Annotated in this window: 14 protein-coding genes; 4 read left to right on the top strand and 10 right to left on the bottom strand. The window is 62.4% G+C overall.

Annotated features, from left to right (window positions below):
* Positions 1-118: 118 nt before the first annotated feature.
* Positions 119-556, top strand: a complete 438-nt coding sequence (locus VGH41_RS07080) for a carboxymuconolactone decarboxylase family protein (protein ID WP_331596671.1) — start codon at positions 119-121, stop codon at positions 554-556.
* A gap of 30 nt (positions 557-586) precedes the next feature.
* On the opposite strand, the gene norR is transcribed toward VGH41_RS07080, so the two are convergent.
* On the bottom strand, positions 587-2,179 hold the full coding sequence (norR, locus tag VGH41_RS07075; RefSeq protein ID WP_331596641.1) for a nitric oxide reductase transcriptional regulator NorR: 1,593 nt from the start codon (positions 2,177-2,179) through the stop codon (positions 587-589).
* A 228-nt stretch (positions 2,180-2,407) separates the two neighbouring features.
* Between norR and VGH41_RS07070 the strand changes: the two genes are divergently transcribed.
* Positions 2,408-2,857 (top strand): hypothetical protein, encoded by a 450-nt coding sequence (locus tag VGH41_RS07070; RefSeq protein ID WP_331596640.1) that lies wholly within the window; start codon positions 2,408-2,410, stop codon positions 2,855-2,857.
* Positions 2,858-2,971: 114 nt separating this feature from the next.
* Here VGH41_RS07070 and VGH41_RS07065 read toward each other — a convergent pair whose 3' ends face one another.
* From VGH41_RS07065 to VGH41_RS07035, 7 genes are all read right to left on the bottom strand, one after another.
* A complete protein-coding gene (locus VGH41_RS07065; RefSeq protein WP_331596639.1) occupies positions 2,972-4,420 on the bottom strand; it encodes a catalase in 1,449 nt (482 codons plus the stop codon).
* 411 nt (positions 4,421-4,831) lie between these two features.
* Positions 4,832-5,419, bottom strand: a complete 588-nt coding sequence (locus tag VGH41_RS07060) for a hypothetical protein (protein WP_331596638.1) — start codon at positions 5,417-5,419, stop codon at positions 4,832-4,834.
* Positions 5,420-5,572: 153 nt separating this feature from the next.
* Positions 5,573-6,424, bottom strand: coding sequence for a carbohydrate ABC transporter permease (locus VGH41_RS07055; RefSeq protein ID WP_331596637.1), 852 nt, complete (start codon positions 6,422-6,424; stop codon positions 5,573-5,575).
* Between the two features lie 10 nt (positions 6,425-6,434).
* A complete protein-coding gene (locus tag VGH41_RS07050) occupies positions 6,435-7,391 on the bottom strand; it encodes a sugar ABC transporter permease (protein WP_331596636.1) in 957 nt (318 codons plus the stop codon).
* 78 nt (positions 7,392-7,469) lie between these two features.
* Positions 7,470-8,723, bottom strand: a complete 1,254-nt coding sequence (locus VGH41_RS07045) for an ABC transporter substrate-binding protein (protein WP_331596635.1) — start codon at positions 8,721-8,723, stop codon at positions 7,470-7,472.
* Positions 8,724-8,794: 71 nt separating this feature from the next.
* The gene (locus VGH41_RS07040) at positions 8,795-10,789 is read right to left on the bottom strand and encodes a beta-galactosidase (protein WP_331596634.1); all 1,995 of its coding nucleotides are present in this window, start codon (positions 10,787-10,789) and stop codon (positions 8,795-8,797) included.
* Between the two features lie 11 nt (positions 10,790-10,800).
* Positions 10,801-11,952: a sn-glycerol-3-phosphate ABC transporter ATP-binding protein UgpC gene (locus tag VGH41_RS07035; RefSeq protein ID WP_331596633.1), complete on the bottom strand. Its 1,152-nt coding sequence runs from the start codon at positions 11,950-11,952 to the stop codon at positions 10,801-10,803.
* 194 nt (positions 11,953-12,146) lie between these two features.
* Here VGH41_RS07035 and VGH41_RS07030 point away from each other — a divergent pair, with 194 nt between their 5' ends.
* Positions 12,147-13,193: a LacI family DNA-binding transcriptional regulator gene (locus VGH41_RS07030; RefSeq protein ID WP_331596632.1), complete on the top strand. Its 1,047-nt coding sequence runs from the start codon at positions 12,147-12,149 to the stop codon at positions 13,191-13,193.
* A gap of 9 nt (positions 13,194-13,202) precedes the next feature.
* Here VGH41_RS07030 and VGH41_RS07025 read toward each other — a convergent pair whose 3' ends face one another.
* Together VGH41_RS07025 and VGH41_RS07020 are read right to left on the bottom strand one after the other, a co-directional pair.
* Positions 13,203-15,530: a bifunctional diguanylate cyclase/phosphodiesterase gene (locus tag VGH41_RS07025; RefSeq protein WP_331596631.1), complete on the bottom strand. Its 2,328-nt coding sequence runs from the start codon at positions 15,528-15,530 to the stop codon at positions 13,203-13,205.
* Positions 15,531-15,740: 210 nt separating this feature from the next.
* Entirely contained in the window at positions 15,741-16,889 is a 1,149-nt protein-coding gene (locus VGH41_RS07020; RefSeq protein WP_331596630.1) for a GGDEF domain-containing protein, read from the bottom strand.
* A 594-nt stretch (positions 16,890-17,483) separates the two neighbouring features.
* Here VGH41_RS07020 and bcsD point away from each other — a divergent pair.
* Positions 17,484-17,939 carry a cellulose biosynthesis protein BcsD gene (bcsD, locus tag VGH41_RS07015; RefSeq protein ID WP_331596629.1) on the top strand — a complete coding sequence of 152 codons (456 nt, stop codon included), beginning with the start codon at positions 17,484-17,486 and terminating at the stop codon, positions 17,937-17,939.
* Positions 17,940-17,955 lie beyond the last annotated feature (16 nt).

Raw genomic sequence — 17,955 nt, 5'->3', positions numbered from 1 at the left:
CACTGGCTACCGGTACCCTCAAAATTCCAGAAATTGGTTATTTCAGAAAGCCAGTGATGCGCCTAATCTTACTCATGTCGCGCCGCCCGGCGCATCAACCAAGCCTGAGGAAACCATCATGCAATCCCGTCTCGACTTCTACAAAGCCAGCCCGCACGCGATCAAGGCCATGCTGGGGCTCGAAGAGTTTATCGGCAAGAGCAGCATCGAAAAATCGCTGGCGGAACTGGTGCGCCTGCGCGCGTCGCAGATCAACGGCTGCGCATTTTGCGTCGACATGCACACGACGGATGCCCGTAAAGGCGGCGAAACCGACCGGCGGCTCGCCAGCGTCGTCACCTGGCGCGAAACGCCCTTCTTCACCGAGCGCGAACGTGCCGCGCTCGAATGGACTGAAGCCGTCACGCTGGTATCCGAAACCCATGTGCCGGATGCGGTTTGGGAAGCGGTCAAGCCGCATTTCACCGAACAGGAGCTGGTCGACCTGACCTTGCTGATTTCGGCCATCAACGGCTGGAACCGCCTCGCAATTGCTTTTCGCAAGATGCCGGCTTGAGACGGACCCGAGCGACGTTCACGCGCGGCATCATTTCAACCCGAGCCGCTTTGCCAGCCGGTTGAGATTCGCGCGATCCAGACCCAGCTCGCGCGCCGTCGCAGCCCAGTTCTGGTTGTGGCGCGCAAGCGTGTCGCTAACCAGGGTGCGCTCGAACGCCGTCACGGCGCTGCGGAAGTCAGGCTGCGGATTTTCCGGCGCGAGTGTTTGCAACCCGTCGCCTTGCGCCGGGGTGACGCCGGACAACGCGAAATCAGCGGCGCTCAACGTGAGAATCCGGCGGCGCTCGCGATTGGCCGCCAGCGCCTTGAGCGCGCTTCGTCCAATCAGATGCTCGAGTTCACGCACGTTGCCAGGCCAGCCATAGGACAGCAAGGCAGCTTGCGCGTCGGCGGCCAGACGCATGCTCAGGAGGCCCAGCCGCGAGCGGTTCTCTTCGAGGAAAAAACCCGCCAGCAACAGCACATCGCGTCCCCGTTCCCGCAGTGGCGGAACACGCAAGGGATAAACGCTCAGCCGATGGTACAAATCTGCACGAAAGCGGCCCGCGCGTACTTCTTCAGCCAGATCGCGGTTGGTCGCCGCAATCAGTCTCACGTCCACCTTGTGTTCATGATCCGAGCCAATCCGTTGCAACTGGCCGTTTTGCAGCACACGCAGCAACTTTGCCTGCACGGTGAGCGGCAGTTCCCCCACTTCGTCCAGAAAGAGCGTGCCGCCGTCGGCGAGTTCGAATTTGCCGCGTCGATCGGACGAGGCGCCCGAAAACGCGCCTCGCACGTGGCCGAATAGTTCGCTTTCAACCAGCGTGTCCGGCAATGCCGCGCAGTTCAAACTGATCAGCGGTTTGTTCGCGCGCGCCGACAGCGCGTGAATTGCGTTGGCCACCAGTTCCTTGCCGACGCCGGTCTCGCCCGTAATCAGCACGGTCAGGTCACTGCCAGCTACCGTTTCGATTTCTCCCAGCAAGTGCCGGTGCGACTTGCTGCTGCCGACCATTTCGCGGCGGCTCTGGCCGCTCGCCTGCCGGTACGCTTCCGCGCGGCGCCGCTCTTCGTCGCTGGTACGCGCCAGCGTATCGATACGCTCCACCACGCTGACCGTCGCGGCGGCGAGGCTCAGAAACGCCTGCAGCGATGCCATATCGATGCTGTCGAAACGCGCCGGGTCCAACGCATCGAGCGTGAGCAGCCCCCAGGGCCGGCCGCCGATCAACAGCGGACAGCCAAGGCAATCGTGTACTTCCAGTTGCCCGTCGACCCCTTGCACGAGGCCATCGTAAGGATCGGGCAAATCGGAGTCCGCGGCGAAGCGGGTGGGCTCGGGTTGCGACAGCAGTTGCGCGAAGCGCGGATGCTCGCTGACCCGAAAGCGGCGCCCCAGCGTGTCGCTGCTCAGGCCGTCGATGGCGAGCGGCACCAGCGTATCGCCGTCCAGACGCAACAACGCCGCGGCATCGCCGGGAAACAGCGTGCGCAGACTGCTGAGCAGGCGCCGGTAGCGCTCGCTGTCGGTGAGATCGCGCGAGAGGTCCTGCATCAGCGGCACCAGCGCATCGAGGAGCGCCCGCGCAGTCATTCCGACTTCGCTTGCAGTCGGTCTAACCAGGGTCGAATGGACCATCAATGGATTTAAATAATTGATTTAGCGAAATTTTACTCTGCCGCGCAATTGCGCGACGGCGAGCCTGCCCGAAGTTCGAGCGCGCGTCGGACGGTTGCTGCGGTGATCCATCCCCGACCCTGTTGAATTCTTGAGCGGTCCGGCGCGTCGCGATAGCAAAAATTTGCTTGGGTAACCGTCTGATATCACACAGACTGAATCAACACCAGGCCGATGACGGAGCAATTCATGAACATCGAAAAGTCATGGGGCGAGCCGATCCAGCACGCGCACATCGACGGGGCGCCGGACCCACAGACGCCAGCCCTGCCGTTGCAGCGGGCCCGCCACGCGCCGCCGGTCTGGCACGCCATGCGCGTGGCGATCGGCCTGGTTTGCCTGTGGTCGATCCTGGAAACGCCCTGGGAGTTCGGACCCTCCGATGGGGTGGCGCGCATCATCGCACTGCTGCTCTCCAAATGCGTGCTGCTCGGCGCGGGTGCCGCCGCATTTTTTGGCTTGTCCTACGCCCGTCCGCTGTTCGTGTTTCTGTGCGGATCGAGTGTGATTGCGGTGGCATCGTCGCTGCCGTTCGAATTCACGATTTCGCATGAACTGTTCGCGCTCTCGTTGATCGAGTGCGTGCTCAAAGCGGCGCTCGTTGCGAGCTTCGCGATCGGATGCCTCAAACGGCAATGAAAGACACCTTCGACTCGCGCCTGTCAAACGGAGCGAGTCGTAGGCGCCTCATATCAATCCATTCCGCCTGTCAGCAGTTTGTTGGCAGCTTGTCATGCGCCTCTGGTTCGCCGCTTACCCGCGAGCGGCCTGCTCATGCTCCAGAATCGCCTTCGCCACCCCCGCGCCGTATGCCGGGTCCGCTTGAGTGCAGTGGTCGATATGCCGCTGCTGAACCGGTTTGGACACGCCGGCAATGGCCCGCGCGGTGTTGTCGAACAGCAGTTGCTTCTGCTGCGGCGACATCTTGCGAAACAGCGCGCCCGGCTGCGAGAAATAGTCCTGGTCGACGCGATGGTTCCAATGGTCCGCCGCGCCTTCGAGCGAGAGCGGCGGTTCCTTGAAGTCAGGCTGATCGACCCATTCGCCGCGCGAATTCGGTTCGTACGGGGTGGTGCCGCCGCGATTGCCGTCGACACGCATCAAGCCGTCGCGGTGATAGCTGTGCGTTGCGCATTTCGGCGCATTCACCGGAATCTGGTTGAAGTTGACGCTCAGGCGATAACGCTGCGCATCGCTATACGAAAAGAGCCGCCCTTGCAGCATCTTGTCCGGTGAAAAACCGATACCGGGCACGACGTTGGCCGGATTGAACGCCGACTGTTCGACATCCGCGAAGTGATTCTCGGCATTACGGTTCAGTTCCACCACACCGACCTCGATCAGCGGATAGTCGCCGGTCGGCCAGACCTTCGTGAGATCGAACGGATTCAGGTGATACGTCGCCGCGTCCTTCTCCGGCATGATCTGCACGAAGAACGTCCAGCGCGGAAACTCCTTGCGTTCGATGGCCTCGTACAGGTCGCGATGCGAACTCTCGCGGTCTTTACCGACCAGCGCTTCGGCCTCGGCGTCCGTCAGGTTCTCGATACCCTGCTGTGTACGAAAATGAAATTTGACCCAATGCCGCTCATTGGCTGCACTGATGAAACTGAAGGTGTGGCTCCCAAAGCCGTGCATGTACCGGAACGACTTCGGCAAACCACGATCGCTCATCACGATGGTGACCTGATGAAGCGCTTCGGGCAATTGCGTCCAGAAGTCCCAGTTGTTTTCGGCGCTGCGCAGGCCGGTGCGCGGATCGCGCTTGATGGCGTGATTCAGGTCGGGAAAATTCAGCGGATCGCGCATGAAGAACACGGGCGTGTTATTGCCGACCATGTCCCAGTTGCTCTCTTCCGTATAGAACTTGAGCGCGAAGCCGCGAATGTCGCGTTCGGCATCGGCCGCGCCGCGCTCGCCGGCGACGGTGGAAAAACGCGCAAACATAGGCGTCTGCTTGCCGATTTCGGAGAAGATTTTCGCTCGTGTGTACTTCGTGATGTCATGCGTCACGGTGAACGTGCCGAATGCGCCTGATCCTTTCGCATGCATGCGGCGCTCGGGGATCACCTCGCGGTCGAAGTGCGCGAGCTTCTCGAGAAACCAGACGTCTTGCAGCAACGCGGGGCCGCGCGGACCGGCGGTCAGGGTGTTGTTATTGTCGACGACGGGTGCACCAAATGCAGTAGTGAGTTTGTTCATGGTCTGCCTTCTTGATTGAGCGCAGCGCCGACCGGCGCCGCGATGCGTTGGAACAGCAAAGCCTGAGGTAGGGCACTAGCGGAATCCGTACATCTGACTCATTGATATTAGTCAGCCTGTGGAATCGCGTGGTCTTAAATGTCGGGAAATTGCGCTGATGGACACGAGGCGCATGGTCGTGCGGAAGCGGTCATGCGGACGAGTTGACCTGGCACTTACCAGGAGGTAACATTCGGCCTTCAATACTACGTACGAGCGGGTGCGAAAAACGTAGTGCCGCCCGGGATACCGGGTCCCACCTGGAGTGGGAGTTCTGTCGAAAGGCAGATAGAGAGCCCCGCATACGACGGCCACCGAAAGGTGGCCGTTGGTCTTTCTGCATCCCCACCTTACCGTTCCTGGTGCGTTCCTTTAGCTGCGGATGTTTTTGCCAAGGTATGTTGCGCGCAGGAGGGTCTCGAATACGACCTTTCCTGCCTTTGCCTGACGCTTCGTTAGTCCGTTGTCCCGCACATATGCCGATTGGACGCGGAGCACGAGGCGGCGCCTGCGGCTTCTGTCTCGCTTTACTTCAAGGAAAACCGCGTACAGAGAGGTTGTTCCATCAGCGCCTATGTTCTCCAGCGTGACAAAGTTGGGTTGTCTATGGTCAGCAACGGTGATTCGTCGACTGAAAAGACTGTGAACGATATTCCGCAAATAGCGGCGGGACAATTCGTAGCGGCTGACGTTCAGGACGCGACGCTCTTTGCCATCGTCATAAATCTCATCGACAGGTATGGCGTGAGACGGTCGTGCGTCCCGCCGGAGGCTATGCGAAAAGCAGTGACACGAAAACAGCACGAGTACCGTGACGTCGCTACCGAGACCGGGATCAACCTTAAACGCGGGTGGATCGAGATGGGTCAGATCCCACGGAATTCCGCGGCAGAAGACTTTCCGGCAGCATTGCGCGGCCTCTGGCGAGACATCAACAGCTTGAACTTCGATCTTCGACATTACCTTGTTTTGTTCGGATAGCTTATTATTCTATAGCCACCTCAAATCTGAACACCAGATCAGCCAAACGGACAATGTCGAACGGCCACACAAAAAAAAGCCCGCTGACGCGGGCAACCCTCTCGGAGGAGAACACGGTACGACCATCCAGATTCAGCCTTTCGTCGCTCCAAACGTCAGTCCGGCGACAAAGTGCTTCTGCATGGCAAAGAACATCGCGACCGAAGGCAACGCGGCGAGAATCGAACCCGCCGACACCAGATTCCACGCCGTGGTCCACTGCCCTTTCAATGCCGCTACACCCACTGTAATCGGCGCGGCCGCGTCGCCTTGTGTCAGACACAGCGCCCAGAAGTAGTCGTTCCACACAAAGGTGAACACCAGAATGGCCAATGCCGCGAGCGCCGGACGTATCAGCGGCAGCACGATACGGAAAAACACCGTCCACTCGTTCGCGCCTTCAATGCGGGCCGCCTCCACCAGCTCGAACGGCAGCTGCTTGATGAAGTTGCGCAGAAACAGCGCGCAAAAGCCGGTCTGGAACGAAACGTGAAACAGGATCAAGGCGCCCACCGTGTTGAACAAACCCAGCTTCAGCGACAGATCGCGCACCGGAATCATCAACACCTGCACCGGTACGAAATTGCCCGCCACGAAAGTGGCGAACAACGTGCTGTTGCCGCGAAACCGGTAGATCGCCAGCGCAAAGCCCGCCATTGCCGCCATCGTGATCGACCCCACCACCGCCGGTACCGTGATCAGGACGCTGTTCCAGAAGTAATGCAACATCGGCGACGTGGTGAGCGCGTCGCGGTAGTTGTCCCACATCGCGAAGTGCTTCGGCCAGCCCCAGTAGTTGCCTTCGCTCAGTTCGTCGGACGAACGCACTGACGTCACGAGGACCGCGATCATCGGCAGTAGCCAGATCAGCAGTGCGACCGGCAACGACAGCTTGTACAGACGCCGCGTCGTGGGTTTCCATTTGGCAATCGGCAGCGGATACATGACGGGCTCCTTATTGCTCGGCGCGCAACATCCGCCGCAGGTGATAGACGATGTAGACCAGCATGATCGCGAACAGCACCACCGCCACCGCCGCGGAATAGCCGATCCGGTAATACTTGATCGCCTGGTCGTACATGTAATACGCGAGCACCGTCGAGCTTTCGAACGGACCGCCGCCGGTCATCACCGAAATCAGATCGAAGCTGCGTAGTGCGCCAATCACGGTCACGACAATGGCCATGAAGGTGGTCGGCCGCAGTTGCGGCAGGATCACATGCCACAGCATCGACCAGCCGTGTGCGCCTTCCATGCGCGCAGCCTCGACCTGTTCGCCATTCAACGAAGTCAGGCCGGTCAGATACAGAATCATGCAGTAAGCCGTCTGCGGCCACAGCGCGGCGAAGATGATGCCGAAGCTCGCATAATGCGGGTCGCCGAGCACCGGCACACCGTGCCCCAGCATCAGCGCGAGCAGCCCGAAAGTCGGATCGTAGAACCATGAAAAGATCAGCCCGACCACCACGCCCGACAGCACGAACGGCGCAAAAAACAGCGACTTGACGATGCGAATGCCGCCCACCGCCTGGTTCAGGTACAGCGCGACGGCGAGCCCCATCGGCGGGGCCAGCAGGAACAGCACCAGCCAGATCAGGTTGTTCTTCAGCGCCGTATAGAAGGTCGCCGTATGGAACAACTCAATGTAATTCGCGAGTCCGACAAAACCCGGATCGGTCATGCCGTCCCAGTTGAAAAAGCTGATGCGTATGGTCGAGAGAATCGGCCACACCACATAGATCGCGACCATCACACATGCCGGCGCGAGGAACAGGAAAGCCGCACGCTGCTGGCGGCGCGCCGTGGGTGACGGACGGCGCGCTGACGCGAGACGGGAGGCGCCGGACTGCGCGGCACCGTCTGGCCCATTGGCGTCCCCAGGAATCGAACGACGGCTGACGGAGTGAAGCACGGCGATTCTCCTGATCGATACGGGTCACAGCCTGGTTCGGCGAAGGCGGCAAGCACTCACCGCCCTCGCCTGTGGCGCTTACTTCTTGTAGATCCGCTGACGGGTCTGCTCGAGTTGCGCGAGCACGTCGTCCAGTTTCGACGGATCGGACACGAACTGCTGCATGCCCTTCATGCCTTCGTCGGCCATTTCCTTGGTCATGTCACGATCGTAGAACTGCGCAATACCGCCCTTCGTGTTGGCAAGAATCTGAAAGCCGATCTTCGAGATCGGATCTTCGGGTTCCGGCGACTTGCTGTTCGCCGACAACGAGCCGAGACCGGTCGCCAGTTTCGCGCCAATCTCCGGCGTCTCGACAAAGGCGAGGAATGCGTGCGCGTCCGCCTTGTTCTTCGCCTTCGACGGAATGTGCAGCGACTCCACCGGACCATCTTCGGCGGTCGGCACCTTCGCGTCGATGATCGGGAACTGGAAGTACCCCATCTCCGGTTTCACGTTCGCCGGGAAACCACCCGTGATGAACGTGCCCATCAGCATCATCGCGGCCTTGCCCTGGAACAGGAACGGTTGGGCGGCGTCCAGATCGTAGGACAGCGAATTATCGATAAAGTAGCCGTTGTCGATCAGCTGCTTCCACGTCGTATACACCTTCTTCACGCGCGGATCGGTGTACGGCACTTCGCCCGCCATCAGCTTCTGATGGAACGCATTGCCGTTCAGGCGCAGGTCCAGATAGTCGAACCAGCCGGCCAGCGTCCACGCATCGCGCCCGCCCACGGCAATCGGCGTAATGCCCGCGGCCTTGAGCTTCTTGCAGGCGTCGAGGAATTCATCCCATGTCTTCGGCTCGCTCGCGATGCCGACCTTCTGGAACAGGTCCTTGCGGTAGAACATGCCCCACGAGTAGTACACCGTCGGCGCGGCGTATTGCTTGCCCTTGTACGACGACGCTTCCTTCGTCGAAGCATAAGTATTGTTCCAGCCGTTTTTCGCCCAGTCGCCGCTCAGGTCCTCGAACAGGCCGCGTTGCGCGTAATACGCCATCCGTTCGCCGTCGTGCCAGTTGACGATGTCGGGCGCGACTGTCGTGAGCCAGCCAGGCAGCTGCACCTTGTAGGCTTCCTCATCGATGAACGAGACGTTCACGTCGGTGCCGGGATGGGCCTTTTTGAATTCATCGACGACCTCCTGCCAGACCGCGCGCTGGCTTGCGCCCTTGAACGCGATGTTGATGGCGAGCGTGCCGGCCTGCGCGCTGCCCGCCATCGATGCCGCCGCGCTAGCCGCAGTCAGCGCCACGGCAAGCAGAATCTTGCGTAGTTTGAGTGTCATGCCTGTCTCCTTGGTTTTACGTCGTTGTCGATGCTGCCAGGGTGCTGCCTTAAAAGGATTGCCGTGCGTCCTCAGCTGCCGCGGTAGACCGCCACGCCTTGCGGTTCGATGTCGCGCGAGCCGATCACGAACGCCGACGCGTCGATGTCCGCGAGCGTATGAATCGCGTCGCCGTAGTTCAAAACATAGGTCAGGCCGCCTCGCCTGCTGATGCGAATGCTGTCGCCCACCGCCGTCACATCGAGCCCGGCTTCACGCGCAATCTGCGCAAACAGGCGAGCCGTCAGCGCGTCGTCGAACAGGCTCGCAAGGTAATGGATCGCGCCGCTGCGAACATACGCGGGATGGCCATCCGCGAAACGTCCGAGCACCTCCGGCGCCGCTGGGCCCGACGCGGCCGTAGCCGTGGTGTCGAGCAGATCGCGCCAGTGCCGCCCGAAGCCATCGTTGAGATTCGCACTGCCGGTCAGCCGGACCGCTTCGGCGACATTGGGCCGCAACGACTCGACGCGCCACACGCGCATCGGCAACACCGAACTCAGCGAACCCGGCGGCAAGCCGGCCGGGATCTGCAGATCAACGGTCTTCGAACCCGTGCGCGGACCGAGCACGACCTGCGCGCCCGATTGCGCAAGCCGCTCTGCAAAACCCACGGGCACCACCGGTAGCGGCGGCACCACGATCATCTGATAGCCGTCAAGCGCTGCATCGACCGGCACCACGTCCACATCCAGACCGAGGCCACGCAGCGCCGAGTAATACTCGAACGCGAAGCGCGGATAGTGGAAGTCGGCGCCCTGCGGATGAATCTCGAACAGCCACTTCGCCTCGTAGTCGTAGACCAGTGCGACCTTCGAGCGGATGTTGGCATTCGCATCCGCGGTGGCTGACAGCACCTCGCGAATCTCCTCAGCCACCCGCGCCGCCTCGCTGCCGCCCATGTCCAGGCGGTTATCCGGCGTGTTCAGACCGGCATGCATCTGCTCCTGCGCGAACGGCGCCTGGCGCCAGCGGAAATACGACACGCAACCCGCGCCGTGGGCGAACGCTTCCCAGCTCCACAGCCGCACCATGCCGGGCAACGGCGCGGGATTCCAGTGCGCCCAGTTCACCGGCCCAGGCTGTTGCTCCATCACCCAGAACGGCAGCTTCGACATGCCGCGATAGACATCGTGATTGAACGATGCGAAATCCGGATGACCGGTACGCAGCCACTTCGCTTTCAACTCCGGCGCGAACCACTGCTCTTCGAGCGCGCCGAGCGGGTAGCTGTCCCAGCTGGCCACGTCCAGATCCGCCGCGACCTTGTAGTGATCGAACTCGGTGAAAAGCTGCATGAAGTTGTGCGCGACCGGGCGCCCCGGCGAATGCGCGCGGATGATCTCGACCTGCATGCGGTTGTAGCGCGCCACCTCATCCGAGGCAAAGCGCCGGTAATCGAGCCGGTGCGACGGATGCGCCTCGGTGACGGTCGCCACCGGCGCGTCGATCTCGTCGAAGCTGCGGTATTCCATGCTCCAGAACACCGTGCCCCACGCGCGGTTCAATGCGTCAACGGTCTGGTAGCGCGCCTTGAGCCACTCGCGAAACCGCTCCACCGCCGCCGGCGAATAACTCACCACCGTCTGATGACAACCGTATTCGTTGTCGGTCTGCCAGTACGCCACCGCGGGATGCTTGCCGTAACGCTCGGCGACCGCCGTGCAGATGCGCTGCGACGCGGCGAAATACGACGGCGACGAAAAGTCGTAATGGCGACGCGAACCGAATCCGCGCGGCCGGCCATCGGCGCCCACCGGCAAAATGTCCGGATGGCGGTCGATCAGCCACTTCGGCGGCGTCGCGGTGGGCGTGCACATCACCACCTTGAGGCCGGCCGCGCCGAGCACGTCGACGGCACGGTCGAGCCAGCCCCAATCGTATTCGCCGGGCGACGGTTCCATCCGGCTCCATGCGAATTCGGCAATCCGCACCTGCTCGATACCGAGCGCTTTCATCCGGCGGGCATCGTCTTCCCACATCGATTCCGGCCAGTGTTCCGGGTAATAGCAGACTCCAAGGCGCATTCGAAGATCCTTTATGCGTAGTGTTCGACGGGTTCGAGAGAAGCGACGGCCAGGCCGTCCTCGGTAAACAAGTGACAGGCTGATGCGGGCGCACGGAAGCTGGCGCGATCGCCCTGCTTCAGACGTGTATCGCCGGGCGCCTTGGCGACCAGCACGGCGCCGTTGGCCTCGTCCAGATGAAGGTAGCTGTGCTCGCCCAGTTGTTCGACGAGCGAAACCGTGCGCGTGAGAACGGCATCCTGGGAGGCGGACGTGGCGTCGACCAGTTCCAGATGTTCGGGCCGCACGCCGAAGGTCACCGCCTGGCCCAGGCTCAGACCCGTGCCGTCGACCTTCAGGCGTACGGTTTCGTTGCCGGCATCGAGCCTGATACCGACGCCGGATGCGTCGATCGCCGTCACGCGCGCCGGCAGGAAATTCATCCGTGGCGAGCCGATAAAGCCGGCCACGAAGCGGCTGTTCGGACGGTGATACAACTCGAGCGGCGCGCCGATCTGCGCGATGCTGCCGAACCGCTCGGTGTCCTTGCCGGCGTGCAACAGCACGATCTTGTCGGCCAGCGTCATCGCCTCGATCTGGTCGTGCGTCACGTAAACGACGCTCGCCCTGGCAAACTGCTTGTGCAGACGCGCGATCTCCACGCGGGTCTGGCCACGCAAGGTCGCATCCAGATTGGAAAGCGGCTCGTCGAACAGGAACACGCCCGGCTCGCGCACGATGGCGCGGCCAATCGCCACCCGCTGCCGCTGCCCGCCGGACAACGCCTTGGGCTTGCGTTCGAGCAGCGCTTCGAGTTGCAGGATGCGCGCGGCCTCGCGCACCTTGCGGTCAATTTCGTCTTTGGGGGTTTTGGCGAGCTTCAGGCCGAAGGCCATGTTCTCGAACACCGACATGTGGGGAAACAGCGCGTAGCTCTGGAACACCATCGCCACGCCGCGCTGGGCCGAGGGCACGTCGTTGACGATACGCCCGCCGATGGAAAGGTCGCCGTCGGTGACGTCTTCGAGACCGGCGATCATCCGCAGCAAGGTGGACTTACCGCAGCCCGACGGCCCGAGAAACACGCAGAACTCGTTCTCGCCGATTTCCAGATCGACGTTGCGGATGACCGCGGGGCCATCGCCGTACGATTTCTGGACGCCTCTCAACGAAATGCTCGCCATTGCCTCGTCTCCGTGATTTAATCGCGTCAAATTCGGAGATTAAGCGCTTAACCTGCGAAGCCGAAAAAAATTGACCGCGCGCGATCAATGGGCTTGCAGTGTCTCCGGATTCGTCTAGGTCTATGCGGCAAATGTTGCCGTGGCTTACGTCCGGACGCAAATCTTGAGAAATCGTCCCAAATAGTGAATCTGTGATGGCAACCTTGAACGAAGTCGCGCGCCGCGCCGGCTGCACCCCTGCCACCGTGTCGAACGTGCTGCGCAATCGCGGCCGGGTGGGTGAACAGACCCGCCAGCGGGTGCTCGCCGCTGTCGAAGCGCTCGGCTATCAGCCGCACCTGGCCGCACGCGCCCTCGCCGAAGGCCGCGCGCCGACCATTGCGCTGATGGTGTCGAGCATCGCCAATCCGTTCTATCCGGAGTTCGCGCTGGCGGTCGAGCGCGCCGCGCGCAGCAGCGGCCAGTACCTGATCATCTGCAATACGAACGAAGATCCGCTGATGGGCCGCGCGTACCTCGAACAGATCGCCGGCACGCTCTCCGAGGGTGTGCTGGTGATGAACGCCAATCTCGACTTCGCGGATCTGCACAAGACGGAGGCGCGTGGCGCGCCAGTCGTGCTGTGCATGTGGGAGCGGCCCAACCAGTCGCCGGGTTTGCCATGCGTGGCGGTCGATTTCCGGCTGGCCGGCGAACTGGCCGGCCAGCATCTGCTGGAACTGGGGCATCGCCGGATTGGGGCGATTGTCGGCAGCAAGGTGTCGGGTATTCACGCCGCGCGTTACGAAGGCTTTCTGGACGCACTACGGGCCGCCGGTCTCGACCCATCCCACGCCCCCGTTCTTCACGCGCCCGACACGACCCAGGGCGGCTATCGCGCAGCGCGCGCACTACTGGAAGCGGACCCGCGACTCACGGCGATTTTCACCACCAATGACCTTCCGGCGCTCGGCGTGCTGCACGCCGCCGCTGATCTCGGCTTGCGCGTGCCCGAGGATCTCTCCGTGACCGGCATCACGGATATTCAGCTCGCACAAGAATCGCGTCCCGCCTTGACCACGGTCGCCGTGCCGACCGTGGAAGCCGCAGAACTGGCGGTCTCGCTACTGCGCGAACTGATCGAAGCGTCGCCTCGCGGACGGGCGATAGCCGGTGCAACACCGCGCATGGACGTGACCTCCGCGCCGACACTCGTCGTGCGCGGCACGACCCAGCCGCCCAACTCGAGCCGGGCCCGTTGAGGGTCGGGGCTATTCGCTGGCCGGCCAGGGCAGATGGGGGGCGGACCAGTCGAGTTCTGTGCCCACCACCAGACGGCGCTCGGGCGACTGGATCGCCACCGTCACCGCGATACACGGCCGCCCGCTCGCGAGCGACAGATAAGGGTTGCTCGTCACCGGCACGCCCGGCAGCAACACCGCATTTCTGAAATACGGACGATGATCCCAACGCGCATCGCGCGGGTCCGCCACCGGCTGCAGCGACTCGCCGTCGTGCGCCGCCGCCCGGCCGGGAATCTCATGGCCGATCTGGCGCCCTGTGTCATCCAGAATGAAGCAGCTGATGCACAGCGCCTTGTGCGCCAGTTCCGCGAAGGCGTGTTCCATCGCGACACCGTTCATCAGCGCGTCGGCGGCGCTGCGCAGCGCCGCGCGGTACGGCTGCAGCTCGCTTTCGAACATCGCATGCAGATGCGCGCGGCCTTGCGCGATGACATCGAATGATTGGTCGATCAGCCGGTTGACCGAGTCCGGCGGCGCGATCTCGGCGGCGGGACGCCCCAGCAAAAAGCCCTGCGCGAAGTCGACGTTCGATTCGACCGCCAGAATCAGTTCCTCGGTCGTCTCCACCCCTTCGACGACCACCAGCATGCCGGCCTGATGCAGCAAGGACACGAGCTTGGGCAGGATCGACTGCTGGGTGCCCGGAATCGTCGCGCGGATCAGTTCGCCGTCGAGCTTCACGAAATCCGGCCGGATCCGGAACAGCCGGTCCAGATTCGACTGGCCCGCGCCGAAGTCATCCACCGCGATCAGGAAACCGTGTTCGCGGTAACGCGCCGCCGCCTTCGACATATCGTCGACGCTGCCGCCATGCGACTCCAGAATTTCGAGCACGATCTTCTCGGGCGCGAGACGTGCCGAGCGCACGATGCCGGCCAGCTGGTCCGCATAGCCGTCGGCCACGAAAGTGGCAGGCAGGATGTTGAGAAAGATCCACGCGTCGCTCGGAATCAGCGAGCGCGCATTGCTCAGGTGCACCACGTGACTGGCGCGGTCGAGCGCGCCTTCGTCACTGAGCGGGCGTGGCGCGAACAGCACTACGGGCGGCACCAGCGTGCCGTCGGCCTGCTCGCCGCGCAGCAGTGCCTCGAAGCCGACCTGCTTCTGATGCGACAGGCTGTAGAGCGGCTGAAAGTGCGACATCAGGTAATAGTCGTCCCAACGCGGCCGCACGGCTTGCGACGCATCGCCGAGCGCGCCGCTGGCGAACAGTTGCAGCGGATCGAACGACATCGCGCGCTCGGCGCATACGCGGTTGCGGCCGGAATGCTTGGCGCGCAACAAGGCTTCGTCGGCGCGGTCGAGCAGAGCCATGATGCTTTCACCCGCACGGTGCTCGGCCACGCCGAAACTGGCCGTCACGTAGCCGTCGGGACGCGCGATGCCCGAAATCGCGCCGCGCAGGCGTTCGGCCAGCGCGATGGCCGAAGTCAGCCCTTCCGGCCGCAACACGGCGAACTCCTCACCACCGATCCGGCTCACGCTGTCCTGCGCGGTAGTCTGGTCCATCAGCATCTGCGCGACTTCGGACAAGGTCTGATCGCCGATCGCATGGCCGAACTGGTCGTTGAGCGACTTGAAGTAGTCGATATCCACGAAGATGGCGCACACGCGCGCTTCGGCACCGAGCGCGGCGAGGCGCCGCTCGGCCTGCTCCATGAAGGCGCGGCGGTTTTGCAGGCCGGTCAGCGGATCGGTGGCGGCCAGCTCCGCGAGGCGGTTTTCGAGCAGAAAATGATCGCGTCTGAACCAGTAAAAGCCCAGGTGAAACACCGCCGCCGTGGGCAGGCCGATCACGACCCACAGCCAGGCGACCACGTTCACGTCGTGGACGTGCGGCTCCCTGAACAGCAGCGGGATGCCTGCCGCATAGAAAAGCGAGGTGCCGACGAGGAAATGACCGGGGGTCAGCCAGAGCGGCCCGGCGCAGATCGGAATGACGAGCAGCGCGGGCAGCGCCCACAACAGCGGTTGCTCGAGACCATAAAGGTTCAACCCGATGTCGAGCAGCAGCACCAGCACATAGGCCACGCCGACGGCGCCGAACAGCAAGGTGCTGTGCGCCTTGCGGATACTCGCGACCAGCAGCGCCAGGCACACGATGCAGGCGAGACGGTAAGGCAGTGCAACGGTAGGACCCGCGACCAGGCTGCGCGCCAGCACGAATGCCAGGGCGGCCACTACCGTAAAGGCCATCGTAACCGTCGAAAGCGGCCGTTGCTGTTCTAGCGAGCGGCGGTGGAAGCGGTGACGCAAATGGGCATCGGTCATGTGTTGCGTTGGGATGGAAAGCATATTGATAGAAATCAGTCCAGCTCCGTCACTTTGCCCATGTATAACGGCATCTGTCTGACAAATATTAATGCTCCCACTTAACAAAATTAACCGAAGCCCGCCGCGCAGCTCCCGCTTTTCCTCCTGGTGCCCTTCCCGCTGGTCGGTCCGCCGGCTCTTCTGCGCGGCCTGTCTTACGGGCCTCCGCGCGCAGCTCGCCACATGCCGGCTTTAAAGCGCCCGCATCACCCGGTCCCGTCCCGAAGCCTTGGCCGCGTAAAGCGCGGCGTCCGCCCGCGCCATCAGCGCGGACAACGGTTCGCCCAGGCGGTGCTGGTCGACGCCGACGCTAAAGGTGTATTTCGACACGCCAGGCAAGGCGGGACCACCGCGTTCGGCCAGTTGCTGGCGCAAGCGCTCCAGCATGGCTGCCGCTTCGGAGACTGTCGTACGCGGGCACAGCACGCCGAATTCCTCGCCACCCAGCCGCCCGAACACATCTCCGGCTCGAAGCTGACCCTCGACGAACGACGCGAAGTGCGTCAATACCGAGTCGCCCGTCGCATGGCCGCAGGTGTCGTTGATCAGCTTGAACCGGTCGATGTCGATGATGGCGAGCGCGACCGGCGTCCCGCTGCGCGCCGACATATCGAGCATGGTTTGCGCTTTCAGCAGAAAGGCGCGCCGCCCCCACGCACCGGTCAGATCGTCGACATTGGCAAGACGCTCGAGACGCTGGGCGAGACGATCGTGCGCGAGCATCACCATGCCGATCGACACGCACGGCAACGCCAGAATGCCGATGCCCATGAAGGCAATATTGACCGGTGTGACCTGCAGGAGACTGGTCTGCGTCAATTGCCCGGTGCCGTAAAGCATGCCGCGCGCCAGATGACCGACACATAGCAGCAGCGCCGTGACGGCCACGAAGTAATAACCGTAAGCCGGACGGTCCGAGGGCCGCCTGCGCAGCATCATCCACGCGAGCGACGCGTACAGATAGCCATGGAATGCCGAAACGACCGCCACCCGCGCGTCGAAATCCGGCTTCACGAAGGTCCAGTAAACGATACCGGCGAACACGGCGACGGCACCCACGTAGCCATCCACCGGATGCGTGCCGCGCCCCATGAAACGGTGACAGCCTTCGAGCACCAGCAGCAGCGATACCGCCAGCAGCTGGTTCGCCGTCAATATGGACAGTAGTGGCGACGCATGCCCCTGGGTCGCATACAGCAGCATGGACACCATGGCCAGCACGTTGGCCCCGATCCACAAGCCGAGACCCGGGATGGCCGCCGGCAGCAACGATCCGAGCACCGCGGCCGCCATCAGGCCGGACAGCACGGTCACAACGAGAATACTGACTGGGTTGAGCATGCGCGGAGTAAGGTGCAAACCGGAACGATCCGGCGCACGAACGGTTATGACGACGGTTGAGACAAAACCCGCTAACCGTTGCATTGACGCGAGCGGCCATTGAGGTGCCGTATTTCACACCAGAATGCGAAGCAACGGTTGCATCGTCAACCAAAAAGAATCGGCAAACGATTGGCGTCCATCAGTAAGTTATGCCGGACACACTGATGCAGGCGCACAACACCTGCGCAAGCCGCTACCTGCGGCCAGCTGACGCAAAAGCGCGTACGGTTTTACGTTTACCGAATCTTGCAGGTGCCCTTGATAAAAGGCCACGCGCAATGCATCGGAAAAATTTTCGCGTTTGAATTGCATCTGATGTCGCGAAACGTGCGTAAGGGCATATAACCCGGAAGCGTCCGGTGGTAGCGAAAAGTTATTCTCTTCAGTAGACTGCGCGTAAAGGGGCGGCGGGTCACACTGGATCGAGCAGAACGCATAACAGTCACCGCCGGGCGCGTGCAACGCGCGTCTACCCGGCAACGTATTTCAGATGTCCGTTTTCACGCACCCGTGCCACTACGGTTTTAACGAACGGTCATCCTTTCGGAAAATATGGTCCCAATTCTCGACTACCTGCTTGCTCGCCAGATATCTCCTCAATGGCGCGGTTTGCTCACTGCATTGGCAGAAGAATTTGAAGCGCAGATCGGACACGGTGAACTGCGTCAGTTGATGTATCGGATCGGCTGCCGTTATGCGGCAGCGCATGCCTTACCGGCCTGCGCCTCCACCGCGGATCTCGCAGAAGCGTTGAACGCGGTCTGGCAGCAGGAGGATTGGGGCTACGTCGAACTGTCGGATGAGGCGCAATACCTGCGCATCGAGCACTACTGCGCGCCGCTCCAGGCGTTCGGCAACGCGGCCCTGAGCTGGACGCCGGCATTCCTCGAAGGTGCGTATCAGAGCTGGCTCAGCGCACTCGGCGCAGACGGGCTGTCCGTCGCGCAGGCAAGCGAATTCGATGCAACCGCCAAGCTGGAATTCCGGCTCGGCCGATATCCGGCATAGGTACTTCTGCGTAATG

The organism is Paraburkholderia sp., from assembly GCF_036488795.1.
In the GTDB taxonomy this organism is placed as follows: Bacteria; Pseudomonadota; Gammaproteobacteria; order Burkholderiales; family Burkholderiaceae; genus Paraburkholderia.
The sequence above is the reverse complement of the archived record's forward strand: the minus strand, read 5'-3'. Positions and strand labels throughout refer to the sequence as shown.

Bases quoted from the DNA above. Each gene is read 5' to 3' on its own strand.
- VGH41_RS07080 (WP_331596671.1), top strand. From the start codon at position 119: ATGCAATCCCGTCTCGACTTCTACAAAGCCAGCCCGCACGCGATCAAG.
- norR (WP_331596641.1), bottom strand. From the start codon at position 2,179: ATGGTCCATTCGACCCTGGTTAGACCGACTGCAAGCGAAGTCGGAATG.
- VGH41_RS07070 (WP_331596640.1), top strand. From the start codon at position 2,408: ATGAACATCGAAAAGTCATGGGGCGAGCCGATCCAGCACGCGCACATC.
- VGH41_RS07065 (WP_331596639.1), bottom strand. From the start codon at position 4,420: ATGAACAAACTCACTACTGCATTTGGTGCACCCGTCGTCGACAATAAC.
- VGH41_RS07060 (WP_331596638.1), bottom strand. From the start codon at position 5,419: ATGTCGAAGATCGAAGTTCAAGCTGTTGATGTCTCGCCAGAGGCCGCG.
- VGH41_RS07055 (WP_331596637.1), bottom strand. From the start codon at position 6,424: ATGTATCCGCTGCCGATTGCCAAATGGAAACCCACGACGCGGCGTCTG.
- VGH41_RS07045 (WP_331596635.1), bottom strand. From the start codon at position 8,723: ATGACACTCAAACTACGCAAGATTCTGCTTGCCGTGGCGCTGACTGCG.
- VGH41_RS07040 (WP_331596634.1), bottom strand. From the start codon at position 10,789: ATGCGCCTTGGAGTCTGCTATTACCCGGAACACTGGCCGGAATCGATG.
- VGH41_RS07035 (WP_331596633.1), bottom strand. From the start codon at position 11,952: ATGGCGAGCATTTCGTTGAGAGGCGTCCAGAAATCGTACGGCGATGGC.
- VGH41_RS07030 (WP_331596632.1), top strand. From the start codon at position 12,147: ATGGCAACCTTGAACGAAGTCGCGCGCCGCGCCGGCTGCACCCCTGCC.
- VGH41_RS07025 (WP_331596631.1), bottom strand. From the start codon at position 15,530: ATGCTTTCCATCCCAACGCAACACATGACCGATGCCCATTTGCGTCAC.
- VGH41_RS07020 (WP_331596630.1), bottom strand. From the start codon at position 16,889: ATGCTCAACCCAGTCAGTATTCTCGTTGTGACCGTGCTGTCCGGCCTG.
- bcsD (WP_331596629.1), top strand. From the start codon at position 17,484: ATGGTCCCAATTCTCGACTACCTGCTTGCTCGCCAGATATCTCCTCAA.